Consider the following 20,154-nt stretch of genomic DNA (forward strand, 5'->3'; position numbering starts at 1 on the left):
TGAGGGCGCTCAATGATTTCACTATTGCCTTCAATATTATGACTCCGATGGGAAAACGATGAAAATGTCTAAAAATATTCACGCGCTGTCTGCACTCACCTTGCTTATTATCTCCGCAGCCCAACCTCTGCATGCCGCAGAACAGCCGCAAAAAGGCGGGGACTTGACCTGGGGCGTGGAAACAGAACCCAGCACGCTTAACCCGCAGCTTAATGGTCAGGATAAAACCGAGCTGCTGCTGCGCGCGTCCTACGAGTCCTTACTGGCCCGCAAACCTGACGGCAGCTATATTCCATGGCTGGCATCCGCCTACAGCGTGTCTGACGACGGAAAAACCTATACCTTCACCCTGCGTGACGACGTAAAGTTCTCCAACGGCGAGAAATTTGACGCCAATGCCGTTGCCGAGAACTTCCGCCATCTTCAGGACCCCGCTTACACCGCTGGCTCCGGGCTGTCGGTGTTTGGCGCACGTATTGCCAACATCGCGACGCCGAATGACCATACCGTTGTCGTGACCCTGAAAGACGTTTATAGCCCTTTCCTGTCTTTCGCCACCAGCCTGAAGCTTATTTCACCTTCATCATGGAAATCCGCACAGCTGAAAGCCGGTGGCACCGAGATTATCGGCACCGGTCCGTTCATTCTGAAAAAATATGAGAAGGGTCAGCAGATCGAGTTTGTCCGCAACCCAGACTATCACTGGGCGTCCGCCAACGCCGCGCATCAGGGCCCGGCTTATCTCAACAGCGTTACCTATCGTTTCCTGCCAGAGTCATCGGTTCGTACCGGTGCACTGCTGTCGGGTCAGGTTGACGTCATCGAAGGCATTTCCGGCAATGACGCCAGTGAATTTAAAAATAACCCGGATTACACCTACCAGCATGCGCTTAACACCGGAACTCCTTACTCGCTGTTCCTGAACGTTAAATATGGATCTACACAAGAGCTCAAGGTGCGCCAGGCGTTGGTACAAGGGCTCGATATCGGCCCAATTTTACAATCGATTTATCGCGGACAGCGTACCCGGACATGGGGAATCACCTCGCCTATCGATCCCTTCTACGACAGCAGCCTGGAAGGGAAATACGGCAACAATCCGCAGCTGGCCAACAAACTGCTGGATGAAGCAGGCTGGTCCACCAAGGGCAGCGACGGTATCCGCACCAAAGACGGCCAACCGCTGACCATAGACATCGTGCAATCTCAGGCCACGGTTCGCGACCAACGTGACGTGTTGCTGCAAGCGCTTCAGGCGCAGGCACGACAGAAGCTGGGCGTTTATCTGAAGATTCGCTATGTCGACTCCGGCACCTACGCGGAAGTGCGTAACAACGGTAAGTTCGGCTCGATTGCCAACTCCAACACCCCGACCGACGGCGTCGATATTGAAAACCACTATCTGCCAATCAATGCCGGGGGAGCCATCAACTATAGCCGTACCGATGCCCCCGAAATTCTTCCGCTGCTCAAGGGGGCATGGCAGACGCAGGACACCGCCAAACGCAAGGCCTTCTATGCCCAGTTACAGAATATCGCCATTTTGCAGCAGGCGCTGGCTGTCCCGCTATATGAGCCGGAAGACCAGATTGCGGCGGCGACCTACGTTCACGGCGTGGGTTTCCGCCCGTTTAAGCAGATGCCGGAAAACACCTATGACGTCTGGCTGAGCAAGCATTAATCGGTCATCAACAGAACAAGCGCGAGGAGTTACATCATGTCAGTTGACAGCACCTTCACTTCACAGCGGGGAACCGGGCGTAAAGCCTCCGGATCGTCGTTACTGCTGGGCCGAATCGTCAGGCGGATATTGAGCGGCGCACTGGTGCTGTGGGCCGCGGTGACGCTGTCTTTCATCAGCGTGTACCTGGCCCCTGGGGATATCGTCAGCCTGCTGATTGGTGAACAGGTGCGTACGCCGGCAATTGAAGCGGCAATTCGCGCAGAATGGGGGCTGGATAAGCCCCTGTATAGTCAATATCTGAGCTATCTGTGGCGTATCCTGCACGGCGATTTTGGCCGCTCCTATCTGCTCAATACCGACGTCACCGGGCTGGTGCTCAACCAGCTGTGGCCGACGCTGAAGCTGACCGGTCTTGCCTTAGTAATTAGCGTTGTCTTTGCCGTGCTCATGGCGGTAGCAACCGCTCATCGCCGCTGGGGTCGTCGTATTGCCGGTTCCGTCGAGCTGCTGCTTGCTTCAACCCCTTCATTCTGGTTGGGGATCGTGCTGCTGTTTGTCTTTAGCTTTACGCTGCGCTGGTTCCCTGTCGCGGGCGATCGCGGTTTTTCATCGCTGGTATTGCCTGCGCTTTCGCTTGGGCTGGCACAGGGCGCGGTTATCGCCCAGGTACTTCGACGCGGGCTGGAAGACGCATTGGACGAACCCTTTGCCCTCACGCTGCGCGCCTGGGGGATCGGCAATATCACTATTCGCCTGCGTCATGCGCTGCGCCACGCGGCGCTGCCTGCCGTCACTCTGACCGGTTGGTTAATTGGCGGCTTGCTGAGCGGTGCCGTGATTACCGAACAGGTGTTTGGTCGTCCGGGGCTTGGAAAAATTACCGTCGATGCGGTGCTCGGCAAAGATCTGCCGGTAGTGCTCGCGGTCGCCATTTTCTCGGCTTTTGTTTACGTGGTGATGAGCACTTTGGTCGATATTCTTTATCTGCTAATAGACCCCCGCCTTCGCGACGCGCCCGTCTCGACCGAGGAAACGCCATGAGCCAAATATTTATCGCATCCGGCGTCAAACGCCGTTATTCCCTCGGTTACGGGCTGGCGGCATTTTATCTGCTGCTGGTGTTTATCGCCGTGCTGTTTCCGGGACATATCAGCCACTACGATCCGCTTAACGCCGACCCACTCAACGCGATGTTGCCCTCTTCTTGGCAGCACTGGCTGGGCACCGACCAATTGGGCCGTGACGTACTGACCCGCATCATCTACGGCAGTCGTTATTCCCTGCTGATTAGCCTGGCGGCGATGGCCATCGCCGTCAGCATCGGTAGCCTGCTCGGCCTGCTCGCCGGGCTGGCAAAAGGACCGCTGGACGAGTTTATTAGCCGCGCCGTTGATGTGATTTCGGCATTTCCTGACCTGCTGCTGGCACTGATGCTGATTGCCTTTACCGGGCCCGGTACCGTCAACCTTATCTTTGCGCTTGGCGTCGCTTCGGTACCGCGTTTTACCCGCGTGGTTAGGGCGCAAACCTTCCAGGTGATGTCCTCGGGCTACGTTGAACAGGCTAAAACCTTCGGTCTTAAGCGCCACGTGCTCATCTGGCGCCACGTGTTGCCGCACGCGATTGCCCACGTGCCGGCTCTGGCAACGCTGGGACTGGGTACAGCCATTATCGGTACCGCAGGCCTGAGTTTCTTAGGGATGGGGCCACAGCCACCGACCGCCGAATGGGGGCTGATGCTGGCCGAAGGACGAAATTATCTGCGCAATGCCTGGTGGATAGGCGCGTGGCCGGGCGTGGCTATCACGCTGACGGTTATCTCCGTGAATACCCTTGGACGCTATTGGCAGGCCAAATTTGAAGGAAAACAGCCATGAGTGATGCGCTTTTTATCGATATTCAAAACCTCAGTATTCGCTTTGGTGACAAGACGGTAATCAAAGGCCTCAACCTGCAGCTGAAACACGGTGAGTCAATTGCCTTCGTCGGCGAGTCGGGTTCGGGAAAAACTGTGACCGCGCGGAGCCTGATTGGCCTGCAGGACGGCAAGGCACGTATCGCTGCCGACCGCTTTTTGATTAACGGCGAGGACATGCTCAACGCCAATCAGCGGCGCTGGCGCAAAATTCGCGGCCAACAGATAGGCTACGTGCTGCAAGACGCGCTGGTGTCGCTCGACCCGCTGCGCAAGATTGGTCAACAGGTCAAAGACGCGTTGAGTGCCAGCCAGAACGCCGAACGCGGTAACCTTCGCGCGCAGTCCATCCAGCTGTTGAAATCGGTCGGCATGCCGGACGCCGAAACGCGGCTCGCGACCTATCCCCATCAGCTTTCGGGCGGGCTGCGCCAAAGAGCTCTGATTGCTACCGCACTCGCGGGGAAACCGAGCCTGTTGATTGCCGATGAACCCACCACGGCCCTGGACATGACGGTGCAAAAGCAGATTCTTGATCTGCTGCAAAAACGTCGCGACAGTGGACAGAGCCTGCTGCTGATAAGCCATGACCTGTCGGTCGTGGGGCAGTTAGCCGACAGAATATTAGTGATGAAAGACGGTGAAGTGGTCGAGGAAGGCGAAAGCGAGAGCCTGCTGCGCGCGCCGCAGCACCCCTACACGCAGCAGCTGCTTGCCGCAGTACCGAGTCCGGCCACACGAGGACTGCGGCTGTCCGGCCAGCGCGGCGAGGCGTTGCCGGTCAAGCATATCTCCAGCGGTGAACCCGTATTGGTAGCCAGCGGGCTCTACAAGCACTACGGCAACAAAAACGTGGTTAATCACGTCAGTTTTTCTCTGGCGGCGGGCGAAACGCTGGGTATTGTCGGCGAATCCGGTTCCGGCAAGACCACGGTTGCCAGAATGGTGTTGGGCCTGACCGAGCCGAGTGCCGGAACCCTCACGATTCAGGGCCAGCGCTGGAGCCAGATACCAGAGTCTGAACGTCGTCTGCGCCGCAAGGGGATCCAGCTTATTGCACAAGACCCGCTCAGCTCTTTCGACCCGCGTTATAACGTGGAAAAAATCATCGGTGAGAGTCTCGACAGCGTGGGGATCTATGGCGATGAGCGTAAAAAACGCATTTTGCAGCTGCTTGAAGAGGTACAGCTTGGCGGGAGTTTCCTGAGCCGCTATCCCCGAGAACTCTCTGGGGGTCAGCGACAGCGTATCGCCATTGCCCGCGCCTTTGCGCCAAATCCGGTACTGCTGATTGCCGATGAACCGGTCAGCGCGCTCGACGTGTCGGTTCAGGCTCAGGTGCTGGACTTGCTGGCAGAAATGCAGGCAGAACACAGCACGGCGCTGCTGTTTATCTCTCACGACCTCGGCGTGGTGCACCATCTGGCCGACCGGGTGGTAGTCATGAAAGACGGTTCAGTGGTCGAACACGGGCACGTTGATAACGTCTTCCATCGCCCTGCACATCCGTGGACGCAACAGCTTATCAACTCGCTGCCAACCTTCTGAAAACGCGCGGTTCCCTGCTCCCCAGGGACCGCTCATCTCTTCGCGTCGTGCGCCTGTTTAAAAAATCAGAAAATAGTTAATTCTCCCACGCTGGCACTGACCCTTTTTAGCGATGTTTTCCCCTGAAATTATTCCTAACTCACAGACTGGTGCTATCTTGATATTGCCAAACAACTAAAAGGAGTGAATATGGCGAGATCGACCTTTACCGTCAGAGTCCAGCTTCATGAAGCTGATTGGGCGCAATATGAAAAATTGCATGCGAAAATGGAGGAAAGTGGTTATGCGCGGCAGGTGACCGCCGAGTCGGGCACCACCTATTTCCTTCCCGATGGCGAATTCAGCATCAGAAGCTCAAGGCAGGAAGGTGAAATTGCCGATGAGGTGATAACCATCGCCAACGGGGTCAAGGACAATGCCTGCGCGGTGGTGACGAAATCAGCCGGCCGGGCAATACGGGGTTTGAGGAAAGCGTAACCATCAAAGGGGCGCGCTGCGCTCCCTTCTTCATGACGGTTGCAGGGGATTGTAAATATTGCTAAAGTCGCGGCCAGACATCAGAGCCATTGCTCTTTTGCGTAAGCGTTAACGTTAACCAACGCACTCTTCGCAGCCTTATGCTGCCTATTGTGTGGTGATTATTGTCATGGCTCAGCTCCAAACGCCTTCTGCGCGTGCTTCTACAGCGTCAAATTCCCTGTTTTTTCTATTTATTATTCTGCTGACCGCGGCAAATCTCCGTGCACCCATTACCTCAACAGGCCCAATACTCGAAGACATTCGCGCCGCGTTTGGCCTGAGCGCCTCCGCAGCGGGGTTGCTCAATTTTATTCCGCTGATGCTGTTTGCCCTCATAGCCCCGATTGCCTCCATGCTGGGCAACCGTGCGGGACTGGAAAAGAGCCTGTGGGTGGCCGTCTGTCTGATTATGCTCGGCAGCCTGCTGCGTATCTCGGCAGGGGAACCCGGTTTATGGCTGGGTACCCTGCTGCTCAGTTCAGGCATCGCGGCGGCAAACGTGCTGCTCCCCCCGCTTATTAAGCGTGACTTTAAACACCACACAGCCAAATATATTGGCCTCTATGCCTCGACGATGGCGATTACCGCCAGCATCGCCTCGGGCGTTGCCGTACCCCTGGCACAGATCAGTGATGCAGGCTGGCACCTTTCGGTCGGCGTGTGGGTCATTCCCGCCCTCGTGGCGGTATTTGCCTGGTTGCCGTTGCTAAAAACCGCTCACCGTCAGCAACGTCAGTCAGTCGCTTGCCCGGCAAAATCTGCCCCCCTTAAATCTCCTTGGCGGTCGGCGCTGGGCTGGCAGGTTTCGCTGTTTATGGCGCTCCAGTCGATGGTGTTTTACACGCTGATTGACTGGTATACCCCTTACGCGCAGTCGCAGGGCTTTAGTCAGGAAAATGCCGGCTGGCAGCTGTTTATCTATCAGGCAGTATCAATTTTCGCCAACCTTGCCTGCATGAGCGCGCTAAAAAAGCTGAAAGACCAGCGGCTAATAGGCTTTACCGCTTCTCTGGCTATTTTTATCGGTCTTGCCGGGCTGCTGATGCTGCCTGCCTGTGCGCTCATCTGGCTGGTTATCGCCGGTTTAGGTGCCGGAGCCTCGATGGTGACCTGCCTTTCGCTGTTCAATCTGCGCGCCACCGACCATCGTCAGGCCGCTCAGCTTTCAGGAATGGCACAGTGCGTAGGCTACGGGATCGCCGCACTGGGACCGCTATTTTTTGGCATGCTGCATCAGGCCAGTCAAAGCTGGACTTTGCCGCTGTCAGTCTTGCTGGCGATGAGTGCCCTACAGATGGTGCTCGCCCCACTTGCCGGTCGCGCAAAACATATTGAATAATACGCCAACGGCGAGCAGCGCGATAAAACGCTCATCGCCTCCATAAAAGAGGATGAGCAATGCACAGCATAAAGCAAAACGCCTGGCTGTATTGGTCTAATACCCTGACTAAAGGCTTTGAGTTCGCCTAGTGGTGATTATTTCTGGAATCATAATGACGGGTATTTATATTGACCAGTTCTGGTGGTAAGAATTAACCTGCATGGGATAAACAGCCCATTAACCGCTTATTCATTAAAGCGATTAATGGGCTATTTACAGCGGGGGAAATAAATACTAATCCTCGACTCGGTCGATTAATATTCCTGTTCAGGAGCCCGAAGCGGATCGTCTTTCTTGTAGTCAGGCTGAGGATTGTCTTTAACTCGCTTCAAATCTTCCTGATTTTTATCAAGGTCGCTCTTTTTACACATAATCGTCAATTCCTTCTGCCAATTTTGGCGGGATAGCGTTATTTCGGTACAACATTTGAATACAGGTTAGCCCACGGTTTTCACCGTGGGCCGGGTAGCCTGCACGTAGAACATTTCATCCATTGCTGCGTGGACTAGTGCCCGCCGTGACTATTTTTGCCACCTTTTTTACCGGCTTCACTTGCGTGCTCACGGTCATCAGCGAAGTTACCTGCGCCTTTTTTACCGCCTTTTTTGCCCGCTTCTGAAGTTTTGTTGTGATCGTCCGTACCTGATCCACCACGATGTTCGGCCATAATATCCTCCTATCGGATTTGTTCCATCATAATGACAGGGTCTTCCTTTTTCAGAGTAACATCCTGTTATTGACCCAATCTAAGAGCACGATGCTCGGAGTTAATAATAGTTGACCGCCCATTCATGTCAAAAATTGCGCAAAACTATTTTATAAAAAACCCACAACCTTTTAATTTTAAAATAAAAACAATTTTAAATATTTTATCGATATATTTAGATATTCTTAAATAACCAAAAAATTAAAATAAAGATGAAAGCTTAGCGTGTTTTTTGATAAGTTATTCTGTTTTTAAACTATTAAAAAAAACGTAGCAACTTATCCGTTAGTCCTTTATTTTTAAATGACTTAGCATGGCATGACCTATTACCTCATTTCCTGTCTTGAGCACATTCTCTCCCGCACCTTTTAAGTCTTCATATTTTTTGTTCTGTCCGAGCTTCATCGAGGCGGTGATATCGGTAATTTTTATCTCGACGCCGACAATCGCCTTTAGCATGGCGGCGATATAATCTGCGGGGGCATCGGCAAGCCGCCACGGAGAGGACTGCGTTGATTCCTGCCTGTCAGTGAGGCTAGCCAGCATCTCGCGCAGGAAAGCCTCATCGTGGTGAAAGTGAATATGCCCTCGAACATGTACTGCACGGTAGTTCCAGGTCGGCACCTCGCGATGAGTTTTATGCTTGCCTGGATACCAGTTTGGTGAAATATAGGCGTCCCCGGCCTGGAATACCACCAGCACTTCCGCGCCATTGGGGACGTTCTTCCACACCGGATTAGCACGCGCGACGTGCGCGCGCAGGCTGTCACCTGACGCCGCATTTTTGGCTATCTCGAAGGGAATATGTACTGCATCAAGCCCTGGATCGCCGTAGGTTATCATCGTTCCCAAGGGATATTTTTCCATTAATTCATATAAAAATTCGCTTCTCGACTCTTTATAAGGTGCAGCAACGTACATGTTTTATCTCCCAATCAAAGAAAAAATAGGCGCAGGATGCCGGAATTCACGACAAATTATCGCGATAGTGGTTTACTGTTAAGGTCCACTTTCAATAAAAATGGCTAAGCCAGATAACCTCAAGAACAGTCCAGGATGCCCAGAAAAGCCAAGACGATAGATATTCCCGCCATCGGTGAGCTAAACCGCCAGGCGGGTCAACTCAGCCTGCAGCTGGCGCGTGCCTTGAAAAAAGCTATCCAGCGTGGCGAACTCAAAGCCGGTGACCCACTGCCCTCGACTCGGACACTGGCGTCTTCGCTGAGGCTGGCACGCGGCACGGTCATTGAGGCATTTGAACAACTCATCGCCGAAGGTTTCTTCGAGGCGGTGAGAGGCTCGGGGACGCGGGTGGCCAACGAGCTCTCCGAGCTTTCCTCGCCGGTTACCCCGCGGGGAAAAGACCTGGAGCAGCCCCCGGCGCTCTCTGCTCAGGCAGAGCGCTACGCACTTGCCGGCGGGAAAATCAAACTGCTGGAACCGGTGCCCTTTGCCGTTTCCGTTCCTGCTGGCAGCACGTTGCCCGATGATATCTGGCGGCGTCTGGGCAATCGCATTCGTGCCAAAGGCCCCGGCGCTCCATCAGGCTATGCGTCTCCCGCAGGCGCGCTTCCTTTGCGTGAAGCCATTGCCGAATACGTGCGAAAATCGCGTTCGGTGCACTGCACCCCCGAACAGGTCATCATTGCCGCGGGCACTCAGCAGGGTCTCTATCTTTCCAGTCAGGTGCTGCTTGATGCCGGGGAGAAGGTCTGGGTTGAAGATCCTGCCTATCACGGTATCACCTCCATTTTTGAAACCACCGGCCGTCAGGCGCAGATGATCCGCGTCCCTCTTGATGTCGAAGGGCTCAACGTTACCCGCGGGATTGAGCTTTGCGCAGACGCCAAAGCTGCGTTTGTCACCCCTTCGCATCAGTATCCGGTCGGCATGCCAATGAGCATGGCGCGTCGTCTTGCCCTTATCGACTGGGCCAAGGCCAATCGTTCATGGATTGTCGAAGACGACTATGACACTGAGCTGCGGTACGCTGGGCATCCGTTCCCCTCTTTGCAGGGGCTGTCCCCAGAGCGGGTTATCTATCTCGGCACTTTCAGCAAAATACTCTTTCCTTCGCTGCGACTTGGCTATGTGGTGGTCCCCGAGCCGTTGGTCGATGCCTATCTGGGCGCAAGAATGTTGATCGACCGTCACCCCCCCAGCGCCGATCAGTACGTGCTGGCCAGCTTTATGGCAGAGGGACACCTTGACCGACACATTCGCAGAATGCGCGGCGTGTATGCCGAAAAACGAGAGGTGCTGATAAACGCCGTGATAAGGCATATGGCGCCGGAGCTGGCGGTGCTTCAACCGGGCGATCAGGGAATGCATATGGTGCTGTGGCTACACAAGGGGATACGTGATGTGGAGGTTGTTCAATACGCTATCGCGGCGGGCGTTTCGGTGCGCGCGGTATCGCCGATGTACTCAGCGGGCAACGAGAGGTCTGGACTTATCCTCGGGCTAGGCGGCTTTACCGATGAAGCCATTATCGGCGCGGTTAAGAAACTCGCCGCGATAATTCAGCGCATAGCGCCTTAAAACAAAAGCATGGCCCCGCCGCCGCTACCGGTGCGCCGACGGAGCCGATGCTCAGCGTGAAAACCTTTTTGCGCCAAACACGCAAACCAGCACGCCAGCCATGATGGCTATCATCGAGGGTTCGATGGTTTCATGCAGCACCCATCCCGCCAGCGCAAGTCCGAAGAAAGGCTGCAACAGCTGGAGTTGTCCGACAGAAGCAATGCCGCCCATCGCCAGACCGCGATACCAGAAAATAAATCCGACCCACATACTCAATATCGACACATAGGCCAGCGCGATCCAGGCCTGAGGTGACACTACTGGCCAGCCGTGCGGGGCGGTATAGAGCATCGCGCCCGCGCTTAACGGCAATGAAATCACCAGCGCCCAAGAAATGACCTGCCAACCGCCGAGCACTCTCGACAACACGCCACCCTCGGCGTAGCCCAGTCCGCAGAGCAGAATAGCAGCAATCATCAGCATATCGCCGGTCAACGAACCCGCCGATCCATGCTGCATTGCGTAGCCTGCCACCAGAACGGCACCTAAAATCGAGAACAGCCAGAAGCCCAACCTTGGCCGCTCACCGCCGCGCAGCACGCCAAAACAGGCGGTAGATAAAGGAAGTAAGCCAATATAGACCAGAGAATGAGCCGACGTGGTATGCTGCAGGGCAAGTGCGGTTAAAAGCGGGAATCCTATGACTACCCCGGCCGCCACAAACAGCAGCGGCACCCGCGTTTTACGCCCCGGACGTGCCTGTCGGGTGAAGGTAAGAACACTCAGCGCCAACAGTGCGGCAATCACCGCTCTGGCCGCCGTCAGAAACAGCGGATCAAACTCCATCACCGCAATGCGCGTCGCGGGAAGCGATCCGCTAAAAATCAGCATCCCGATGAAACCGTTTATCCAGCCGCGAGGGGTTGTTTCTACCCTTCCTGAACCTACCGAAATCGTTTGTGCTTTACTCTCCATTATTACCCTGCTCCTTGATTGTCGAAGCAGAGATTCTCAGCCAAAAAGTGGATTAGGGTAAGAACCACTTTAGGACAAAATGAACGAGCCAGAATACCGTAACACCTTGGAGAAAGGGCTTTCACTGCTACAATGAGTCTATATGGCTATTTTTTGACCTAGCCGCTTTCAACGCCGTGCAATTCGGCCTCGCTCACCTCTTGTTGTGCGTACTCATTACGTTTCTTATGCTCGATCCTCTTGCGTACGCGCGAGGAAATTTTCTTGAAAATGGCTTTCGTTCAATGGATTAAGAACAGAAGAGATCCCCAGGCTTCACAGGGAACAACACCCGCACAGCGCAAGGACGGCAGCGAAGTTGCCCCCCTCGCCGCAGAAATTTTTTCCATCGACCAGATGGAGCGGTTCGGAGAGAAACTGGCTCAATCGCACAAGCTTTCGACCAGAAAGGCGCCCTACTATTTGCTGAACCGGCTCACCGAGAGTGAAAAGATCCTCTCGGACAACTGTAACGTTCTCAGCGCCGGGGGAGACAAAAGTATCGCACCCGCCGGTGAGTGGCTGCTCGATAACTTCTACCTGATTGAAGAACACATCAGGCTGGTGCGCCAGCTGTTGCCTAAAAACTTCGGTATGGGGCTGCCCACGCTGGTTAGCCCACAGAGTTGTCCGCGTATTTACGACATCGCCACCGAGGCTATTGCCCACAGCGATGGCCATTGGGACGCTTGTACCCTGACGCGCTTTATCAATGCCTACCAGCAGGTAACCCCGCTGCGACTCGGCGAGCTATGGGCTTTTCCGGGAATGCTGCGCCTGGCACTTATCGAAAACCTGCGGCGTATCAGTATCGAGGTAACCCAGGCGCAGCGCGAACGTAATCTTGCCGAAAGCTGGGCCAACAAGATGCAGCAAAGCGCGGAGAACGATCCGGCCGGTCTCATCATCGTGATTGCCGATATGGCACGCAGCAACCCGCCGCGCACCAACGCGTTTGTTGCCGAACTGGTGCGCCGTCTTCAGGGACACGGTTCAATGCTGGCGCTGCCGCTGACCTGGATTGAACAACGACTCGCCGACGTTGGCTTAACCTCCGCCGAACTCATCGTGCGCTTCAATCAGCAGCTGGCGCTGAGCCAACTGTCGGTGAGCAACAGCATTGCGGGACTGCGTAAGCTGAACGAGATGAACTGGGCTGACTTTGCCGAGAGCGTCTCGGTGGTTGAAAAGGTGCTGCACGAGGATCCGGCCGGAATTTATCCGGCCATGTCTTTCGCCACCCGTGATAACTATCGTCACGTCATCGAGAAACTGGCACGCCATTGCCCGTTTAGCGAAGAGGAAATCGCCCGGCATGTCATCGGGATGAGTCAGCGCTCTCCAGAAGGCAGCCAACAGCACGTCGGGTACTATCTGGTCGATTCCGGACGCAGCGAGCTCGAAAAAACGCTGAATATCCGCTATTCATTGATGAACTATTTCCGTCATCAGATGAACAAAACGCCCCTGCTGTCGTGGCTTGGCAGCCTGAGTCTGCTTATCACCGCCCTGACCGCTAATTTACTGTTCGAGAGCGATCAGAGCGGGATGGGCTGGACGATGTGGCTCCTGCTGCTGCCGATTGTCATTATGTGCAGCCAGTTCACCATGGACCTGCTTAATGAAACCGCCAGCCGCAGCCGCACGCCTCGCGCACTGCCGAAAATGGACTTTTCACTGCATATCCCTGAAGAATACGCCACGTTGGTTGCCGTTCCCTGCCTGCTGGGCAGTCGAAGCGGCATTGACAAGCTGATAGAAAGCCTTGAGGTTTGCTATCTGGGCAATACTCATCAGCATCTCTATTTCGCGCTCATCGCCGACTTTTTTGACAGCAAGACCGCTATTTTGCAACTCGATCAGCAGTTGCTCAACTACGCCAGCAACCGCATTATTCAGCTCAACCGCCGCTATGACGCCGACCATAACGCCCGCTTCACGCTGCTGCATCGCGAGAGTCAGCTCAATGTTTCGCAGGGCGTATGGATGGGCTATGAAAGAAAACGCGGCAAGCTGAGCGCCCTGAACCGCTGGCTGCTCGGGGAGGAGAGTACGTTTACCACCCTGGTCGGCGCAACTCAGGCCCAGCTTTCATACGTTCGCTATGTCATTACGCTCGACAGCGACACGCTGCTACCTCGCGACCACGCGCATCAGCTGGTTGCGGCGATGGCGCACCCGCTTAATCGTCCGGTCTATGACCCGGCGCTAAAAAGAGTGGTCAAAGGTTATAGCATTCTCCAGCCGCGGCTCGCCGAGGAGATCCCCCGCTACGGGCAGAGTCGTTACGCTGCCGTGTGCAGCAGTCTGCCGGGCACTGACCCTTATACCTCGATGTCATCCGATATTTATCAGGATATCTTCGGTGAAGGATCATTCGTCGGCAAAGGCATTTACGACGTGGCGATGTTTACCCGCGCGACCGACAATACCTGCCCTGAGAATCTGGTGTTAAGCCACGACTTGCTCGAGGGTTGCTATGCTCGCTCCGGGGTACTGAGCGACGTGGTGCTGTATGAGCAGTATCCCGCCAACTATCTGGTTGACGTTGCGCGGCGAACCCGCTGGATACGCGGTGACTGGCAGTTGCTAAACTGGCTGCGGCTGCGCGTAGAACAGGCCGACGGAACCCGCTGCCCGAACCCGTTAAGCATGCTGTCACGCTGGAAACTGCTCGATAACCTGCGGCGGAGCCTCGCCGCCCCCGCGTTACTGATGATGCTGTTTGCTGCACTGTTGCTGGCGCCCAACACGCTTTACTGGCTGCTGTTTATCACCACCCTTTTGCTGTTGCCGAGTGCGGCCGCGCTGGCACTGAACCTGTTGAACAAAGGTGCGCAGGTGCAGCTTTTGCCGCATATAAAATCGGTCGCGCTCGGTATTTTATCGCGGCTGGCACGCATCGGTATCTATCTTGCCACCCTGCCGCATGAAAGCGCTTATACCTTAAAGGCCATTGTGGTGACCCTCTGGCGGCTTAACGTTAGCCATCGTCGGCTGCATGAATGGGCCAGCAGTGGGCAGGACGGCAAGCCACAGTTTCTGCTGTCAGCAGAAAATCTGTATCGCATCATGTGGGTTAACCCACTCGCGGGTGTGCTTATCATGGCATTGACCCAGCACATCAATCCGCCGTTTTTGCCGGTTTCGATGGCGTTAGGCCTGCTGTGGATAGTGGCCCCGCTGTTGCTCGGCTGGCTCAGTCGCAAGCCAGAAAAACCCAAGGCTGAAATTGATTGCACCCAGCGCACCTTCCTGCGGCGCACTAGCCGCGAGACCTGGTCCTATTTCTCCACCTTTGTGAATCAGCAGGAAAACTGGCTGCCACCGGATAACTACCAGGAAGTGCCTGAGCCGAAGATTGCTCACCGCACCTCACCGACCAATATTGGCCTTTCCCTGCTGGCGAATTTAACGGCAATGGACTTTGGCTATATCACACAGGGGGAACTGCTTCAGCGCACTAACCTTACGCTGGATACGCTGGACAAGCTCGAGCACTACCGGGGTCACCTTTATAACTGGTATGACACGCGTACCCTTCAGCCGCTCAATCCACGCTATATCTCGAGCGTTGACAGCGGCAATCTGGCCGGACATTTATTGGTGCTGTCCACCGGTATCGCTGCGCTTCGCCATCAGCCGGTTATCGACATCAAACAGGTTCTGACGGGCCTCGAAGATACCCTGCTGCTGATTGAGAATGAGGCCAACCCGCTACAGCGCGAAGGCCTGAGCCTGATGCGCCAACGTTGGGCCAAGGCCGTGCGGCGCCCTGTTCACAGGGTTTATCCCGAGTTCGAAGCCATGCTGGGCATTGCGACAGACCTGTTGCAGCATAATGGCACCGAGAGCCTCGGGTTGCGCGAGCTTCACCGCCAGCTGGAGGCATTTTGCACCGAGTGGTCGCAGCTGTTCGCCTGGATGAAGAACGAGCCACGGGACAAAAAACTGCCTTCGCTGCTGTGGTTGTCGCAGCTGGAGAATAAAGTACCGGGTCTGGATCAGGCGCTGATTGAGGAGACCGCCCATCTGGCGCGACAGCGACTGGTGCTGATTAACGAGCTTGAACTGCGTCTCACCGATCACGCCCGTATGGATTTCCACTTCCTGTATAAGAAAGAAACCCAACTGCTGAGCGTGGGCTATAACTGTGACACTAACAAACTCGACGGCGGTAACTATGACCTGTTACCGTCAGAGATTCGCCTGACCAGCTATTTCGCTATCGCGACCAACCAGCTGCCGTTGAAGAGCTGGTTTGCGCTGGGGCGGCTGTTTACGCTGATCGACAGACAGCCGTCGCTGATGTCGTGGAGCGGTTCGATGTTCGAATATCTGATGCCGCAGCTGGTGATGCCAACCTACCCAGACTCTCTGCTGCTGCAAATGGGCCGCACCGCCGTTGCCCGCCAAATTGCCTGGGGGCAAGAAAACGACGTCCCGTGGGGCATCTCCGAATCGGCCTACGCGGCCTTCGACGCCGCCCAAAACTACCAGTATCGCGCTTTCGGCGTGCCGGGGTTAGGGCTGAAACGCGGTTTGGGCGAGGACATGGTCATCGCGCCCTATGCTTCGGTGATGGCGCTGATGGTCAAACCGCAGCAGGCCTGTGACAACCTGCTGCGCCTTGAAACTCTTGGTGCACGCGGTAAGTATGGCTTTTATGAGGCGCTGGACTACTCGCGATCGCGGCTCAATCACGAAGAAAACTTCTCGCTGGTGCGCACCTACATGGCGCACCATCAGGGCATGAGCCTGCTCGCGCTGTCTCACACGCTGCTCGATGCACCGATGGTTGAGCGCTTCGTAAAGAATCCTTCCTTCCAGTCGGCCCTGCTGCTGTTGCAGGAACGCGTGCCGGACGCACCGACCATGTACAGTCCACGCAGGCAGTTTGACACCATTGATGCGCTGCAATCGGTTAGTGTCGAACCGCGGCAGTTCACGCGCGTTGACACGCCAACGCCAGAGGTTCAGCTACTGTCGAACACCCAATATCACCTGATGTTGACACAGTCAGGCGGTGGCTACAGCACCTGGCGAGATTTGGCCCTGACCCGCTGGCGTGCAGACGCAACGCGCGATAACTACGGCACTTTCTGCTATATCTCTGACCCAAACACCGGTGAAGTGGTGAGTAATACCTGGCAGCCGGCGGGGAAGAAAAACGGACAATACCAGGTGGTGTTTACCGACGCCGCCGCCGAGTTCACCCGCATTGAAGGCTCGCTGAGCATTCAAACCAAAATCGTGGTCTCACCGGAAGATGACGTCGAGATTCGGCGTTTGACCCTGACACATCGTGGGCGTCAACCGCGCATCGTCGAGATAACCACCTACGCAGAGGTGGTACTTGCGCCTTTGGCTAACGACATGGCGCACCGGGCCTTTAGTAACTTGTTTGTCCAGACCGAGCTGGTGCCTGACAGAGAAGGCATTCTCTGTCATCGCCGCCCGCGTGAAGAAAACGAGGACTGCCCGTGGTTGTTCCACATGACCGCTATTCACGGCGAGACGGAGCGTGAGACCTCCTTCTCCACCGACCGTGCGGCCTTTGTCGGACGTGGCCGGACACCGTCATCCCCTCTGGCGATGAGCCGTTCAGGATTGCTCGATAACAGCGCCGGTGCGGTACTCGACCCCATTCTCGCTATCCGCCAGCAGGTTGAACTCAAGCCCGGGATCCCGCTGGTCGTTGACCTGGTCTACGGCATTGCGGAAACACGTTTGCAGAGCCTGTCGATGATGGAAAAATACCGCGACAACAACATCGCCGACCGCGTATTTGCCATCGCACGCTCGCACAGCCAGGTGGCGCTGCGCCAGATTAACGCGACCGAAGAGCAGGCCAACCTCTACAACCAGCTTGCCGGTGCGATTATCTTCCCTAGCGCCGAGATGCGACCAGATGCCTTGATCCTCAGCCGCAACCGGCGTGGACAGTCTGCCTTGTGGAGCCATTCGCTTTCCGGCGACCTGCCTATCGTGTTGCTTTCCATCACCCAAACTGAAAATATCGCACTGGTGACTACGCTTATCCAGGCCCACAGTTACTGGAGAATGAAAGGGTTACCGGTAGATTTGGTTATCCTCAATGATTCCCATGAGGGCTATCAGCAGGACCTGCATAACGAAATTCTCGACCGCATCGCCGTGGGTTCTGAGTCCGGGCTTATTGACAAAAATGGCGGAATATTCGTGCGTATTACCGAGCACATTCCGCCAGAAGACCTGACGCTTTTGATGAGCGTGGCCGCCGTCGCTATCGACGATCGCAACGGCGAGCTCACTGACCGAATGAGCAAAAAAATGCAGCCGCTGATTCATATGCAGCCAAAGCTTGAAACGCTGAAAAATCTCCCTCCGCTCGCCAGCCCTGCGCGCGAGTTTCCGACCGACTCGTTGGCGTTCTATAACGGGCTGGGGGGATTCTCACCCGACGGTCGTGAATACCAGATTGTGCTTCGACCTGGTCAGGATACGCCGGCCCCCTGGGCCAACGTGCTGGCCAACGACAACTTTGGCAGTGTGATTTCAGAATCTGGGCAGGCCTATACCTGGTTCGAAAATGCCCACGAGTATCGGCTTACGCCTTGGGAGAACGACCCCGTCAGCGACAGCGGGGGTGAGGCGTTTTATCTGCGTGACGAAGAGAGCGGCGAAATCTGGTCACCGATGCCGCAGCCGGTGCGTACCGACGGCGACTACCTCTGCCGCCACGGATTTGGTTATAGCGTCTTTGAGCATCGTCATTTGGGCATCGACAGCGAAATGACCGTGCTGGTGGACGAGAACGCCGCGGTGAAACTGTTTATTCTGACGCTAAGCAACCTTTCCGGCAGAACGCGCAAGCTCTCAGCCACCGGCTACGTTGAATGGGTATTGGCCGACCTGCGCGCGAAATCTGAAATGCACATCGCTACCCGAGTCGCCGAGGTCAACCTCGGCTGCGGCGTGCTGGCCACCAACTATTACGGCACCCCCGAAAGCGAACGCACCGCCTTTTTCGCTGTCACCGGCGTTCACTGTTCGGTCACCGGTGACCGCCGTGAATTTTTAGGGCGCAACGGCTCGCTGGCCGCACCTGCCGCCCTGCAACAGGAAAGGCTTTCCAACAAAACCGGTTCCGCGCTCGACGCCTGTGCGGCGGTCCAGTCTGCGACCAAACTTATCGACGGCGACAGACGAACGCTGGTGTTCGCACTCGGCGTAGGCAAAAACGCTCAGGAGGCCGGTGAGTTAATTCAGCAATTCCTGAATCAAGAGTCTGCCCGTAAAGCACTGTGTCAGACTCACCATCACTGGCACCAAAAGCTCGACAAAATTCAGGTCACCACGCCAGAACCCGCGGTGAATCTGCTGGTCAACGGCTGGCTTATCTATCAGACCCTCGCGAGCAGGATTATGGCGCGCAGCGGCTATTATCAGTCCGGCGGTGCCTTTGGCTTCCGCGACCAACTACAGGACACTCTCGCGCTGGCTCACGCCGCGCCCGAGAGGATGCGCGAACAAATCTTACTCTGCGCCTCACGTCAGTTTCTGGAGGGCGACGTACAACACTGGTGGCATCCTCCGTCCGGTAAAGGTGTGCGCACGCGCTGTTCCGACGACTACCTGTGGCTGCCGCTGGCCATCTGTCATTATGTTGAGGTAACTCAGGACGTTGACGTGGTCCACCAGCCCGTGGCCTATCTCGAGACGCGGCTGCTGGCCGCCGACGAGGAGTCATTCTATGGCCAGCCTCAGCTCAGTCCGCAGAGTGAATCGCTGTTTGAGCACGGCGTGCGGGCGATTAAATACGGCCTGAAATTTGGTGAACACGGACTTCCATTGATGGGCAGCGGCGACTGGAACGACGGCATGAACAACGTGGGCATTAAAGGGCTCGGTGAAAGCGTGTGGCTTGGATTCTTCCTTCTCAAGGTGCTGCAAAACTTCGCCCTGCTCGCCGACAAGCTCGGTCAGACCGACATCGTCGCTCTCTGCGGTCAACAGGCCGCTCAACTGAAGAAAAACCTTCACGACCACGCCTGGGACGGTGAGTGGTATTTGCGCGGCTATTTCGACAGCGGAGAAACGCTGGGGTCACACCTTAACCCCGAGTGCCAAATCGATGCTATCGCGCAAAGTTGGGCGGTGCTTGCGGGCGCAGAGGATGCCGAACGGACCCAGCGGGCGATGCATGCGCTTGACCAACGCCTGGTTGATGAAAACGCGGGGCTGATCAAACTGCTGACCCCACCGTTCGACGATAAAGGCCCGAATCCGGGTTATATTCGCGGTTATCTGCCCGGTGTACGCGAAAACGGTGGGCAATACACCCACGGTGCGATTTGGGCGGTGATGGCCTTTGCAGAGATGGGAGAAACGCGTCGCGCATGGCAGCTGTTGGCCGCCATCAACCCTATCAACCACAGCCTGACCCGCGAAGCCGCAGAACGCTATAAGGTTGAACCTTACGTGATGACAGCTGACATCTACAGCGTCACGCCACACGTTGGGCGCGGCGGCTGGAGCTGGTATACCGGCTCGGCCGGCTGGGCCTATCGGCTGATAGTCGAGTCACTGCTGGGCATTACGCGTCACGGCGACTGCATTGCCATCAATACACAGCTTCCCGACCACTGGCCGCAGGTGACGCTCACTTATCAACAAGGCAGCAGTCAGTATCAGATAACCGTGAAACGCGCTGAGGACGAGCGACGCGTGACGCTCGACGGCCAACCTTTGTCTGACAGGATGATCCCCGTCAAAGACGACGGCAGTTCTCACGTCGTAGAAGTCTGGGTCTAGACAAAAAGCAGTCTGTGTTCACACCCCAAAAGTCTCAGGGCAGGCCGGGCGGTCTGCCCCTGAGCCAC

General features: G+C 55.9%; 11 protein-coding genes. 8 read left to right on the forward strand and 3 right to left on the reverse strand.

Annotated elements, in window-relative coordinates; all coding sequences use genetic code 11:
- The first annotated feature begins 64 nt into the window (after nucleotides 1-64).
- The 6 genes from BS640_RS10605 (at nucleotide 65) to BS640_RS10630 (ending at nucleotide 7,005) form a co-directional block, all read left to right on the forward strand.
- The gene (locus BS640_RS10605; RefSeq protein ID WP_206600926.1) at nucleotides 65-1,681 is read left to right on the forward strand and encodes an ABC transporter substrate-binding protein; all 1,617 of its coding nucleotides are present in this window, start codon (nucleotides 65-67) and stop codon (nucleotides 1,679-1,681) included.
- Between the two features lie 36 nt (nucleotides 1,682-1,717).
- Nucleotides 1,718-2,725: an ABC transporter permease gene (locus BS640_RS10610; protein WP_017491767.1), complete on the forward strand. Its 1,008-nt coding sequence runs from the start codon at nucleotides 1,718-1,720 to the stop codon at nucleotides 2,723-2,725.
- A complete protein-coding gene (locus BS640_RS10615; RefSeq protein WP_084912534.1) occupies nucleotides 2,722-3,561 on the forward strand; it encodes an ABC transporter permease in 840 nt (279 codons plus the stop codon). Before BS640_RS10610 ends, BS640_RS10615 begins: the two co-directional genes overlap by 4 nt.
- Nucleotides 3,558-5,147 carry a dipeptide ABC transporter ATP-binding protein gene (locus BS640_RS10620; RefSeq protein WP_017491765.1) on the forward strand — a complete coding sequence of 530 codons (1,590 nt, stop codon included), beginning with the start codon at nucleotides 3,558-3,560 and terminating at the stop codon, nucleotides 5,145-5,147. Before BS640_RS10615 ends, BS640_RS10620 begins: the two co-directional genes overlap by 4 nt.
- A 189-nt stretch (nucleotides 5,148-5,336) precedes the next feature.
- Entirely contained in the window at nucleotides 5,337-5,624 is a 288-nt protein-coding gene (gene ghoS / locus BS640_RS10625) for a type V toxin-antitoxin system endoribonuclease antitoxin GhoS (protein WP_017491764.1), read from the forward strand.
- A 169-nt stretch (nucleotides 5,625-5,793) separates the two neighbouring features.
- Nucleotides 5,794-7,005 (forward strand): CynX/NimT family MFS transporter, encoded by a 1,212-nt coding sequence (locus BS640_RS10630; protein WP_084912535.1) that lies wholly within the window; start codon nucleotides 5,794-5,796, stop codon nucleotides 7,003-7,005.
- Nucleotides 7,006-7,552: 547 nt separating this feature from the next.
- Here BS640_RS10630 and BS640_RS10635 read toward each other — a convergent pair.
- Complete coding sequence (locus tag BS640_RS10635) at nucleotides 7,553-7,714, reverse strand: con-10 family general stress protein (RefSeq protein WP_084912536.1); 162 nt, start codon at nucleotides 7,712-7,714, stop codon at nucleotides 7,553-7,555.
- Between the two features lie 324 nt (nucleotides 7,715-8,038).
- Complete coding sequence (locus BS640_RS10640; RefSeq protein WP_084912537.1) at nucleotides 8,039-8,674, reverse strand: FMN-binding negative transcriptional regulator; 636 nt, start codon at nucleotides 8,672-8,674, stop codon at nucleotides 8,039-8,041.
- Nucleotides 8,675-8,809: 135 nt separating this feature from the next.
- On the opposite strand from BS640_RS10640, the gene pdxR reads away from it, so the two are divergent.
- Nucleotides 8,810-10,294, forward strand: coding sequence for a MocR-like pyridoxine biosynthesis transcription factor PdxR (gene pdxR / locus BS640_RS10645; RefSeq protein WP_084912538.1), 1,485 nt, complete (start codon nucleotides 8,810-8,812; stop codon nucleotides 10,292-10,294).
- A 51-nt stretch (nucleotides 10,295-10,345) separates the two neighbouring features.
- Here pdxR and BS640_RS10650 read toward each other — a convergent pair whose 3' ends face one another.
- Nucleotides 10,346-11,251 carry a DMT family transporter gene (locus BS640_RS10650; protein ID WP_017491758.1) on the reverse strand — a complete coding sequence of 302 codons (906 nt, stop codon included), beginning with the start codon at nucleotides 11,249-11,251 and terminating at the stop codon, nucleotides 10,346-10,348.
- A gap of 264 nt (nucleotides 11,252-11,515) precedes the next feature.
- On the opposite strand from BS640_RS10650, the gene BS640_RS10655 reads away from it, so the two are divergent.
- Nucleotides 11,516-20,086 carry a glycoside hydrolase family 94 protein gene (locus BS640_RS10655; protein ID WP_420916430.1) on the forward strand — a complete coding sequence of 2,857 codons (8,571 nt, stop codon included), beginning with the start codon at nucleotides 11,516-11,518 and terminating at the stop codon, nucleotides 20,084-20,086.
- Nucleotides 20,087-20,154 lie beyond the last annotated feature (68 nt).

Origin of the sequence: Rouxiella badensis (assembly GCF_002093665.1) — a bacterium.
GTDB classification, from domain to species: domain Bacteria; phylum Pseudomonadota; class Gammaproteobacteria; order Enterobacterales; family Enterobacteriaceae; genus Rouxiella; species Rouxiella badensis.

What these genes read in the sequence shown, in the direction of transcription:
- BS640_RS10615 (WP_084912534.1), top strand. Translation starts at nt 2,722, where the DNA reads ATGAGCCAAATATTTATCGCATCCGGCGTCAAACGCCGTTATTCCCTC.
- pdxR (WP_084912538.1), top strand. Translation starts at nt 8,810, where the DNA reads ATGCCCAGAAAAGCCAAGACGATAGATATTCCCGCCATCGGTGAGCTA.
- BS640_RS10620 (WP_017491765.1), top strand. Translation starts at nt 3,558, where the DNA reads ATGAGTGATGCGCTTTTTATCGATATTCAAAACCTCAGTATTCGCTTT.
- BS640_RS10610 (WP_017491767.1), top strand. Translation starts at nt 1,718, where the DNA reads ATGTCAGTTGACAGCACCTTCACTTCACAGCGGGGAACCGGGCGTAAA.
- ghoS (WP_017491764.1), top strand. Translation starts at nt 5,337, where the DNA reads ATGGCGAGATCGACCTTTACCGTCAGAGTCCAGCTTCATGAAGCTGAT.
- BS640_RS10650 (WP_017491758.1), bottom strand. Translation starts at nt 11,251, where the DNA reads ATGGAGAGTAAAGCACAAACGATTTCGGTAGGTTCAGGAAGGGTAGAA.
- BS640_RS10640 (WP_084912537.1), bottom strand. Translation starts at nt 8,674, where the DNA reads ATGTACGTTGCTGCACCTTATAAAGAGTCGAGAAGCGAATTTTTATAT.
- BS640_RS10605 (WP_206600926.1), top strand. Translation starts at nt 65, where the DNA reads ATGTCTAAAAATATTCACGCGCTGTCTGCACTCACCTTGCTTATTATC.
- BS640_RS10635 (WP_084912536.1), bottom strand. Translation starts at nt 7,714, where the DNA reads ATGGCCGAACATCGTGGTGGATCAGGTACGGACGATCACAACAAAACT.
- BS640_RS10630 (WP_084912535.1), top strand. Translation starts at nt 5,794, where the DNA reads ATGGCTCAGCTCCAAACGCCTTCTGCGCGTGCTTCTACAGCGTCAAAT.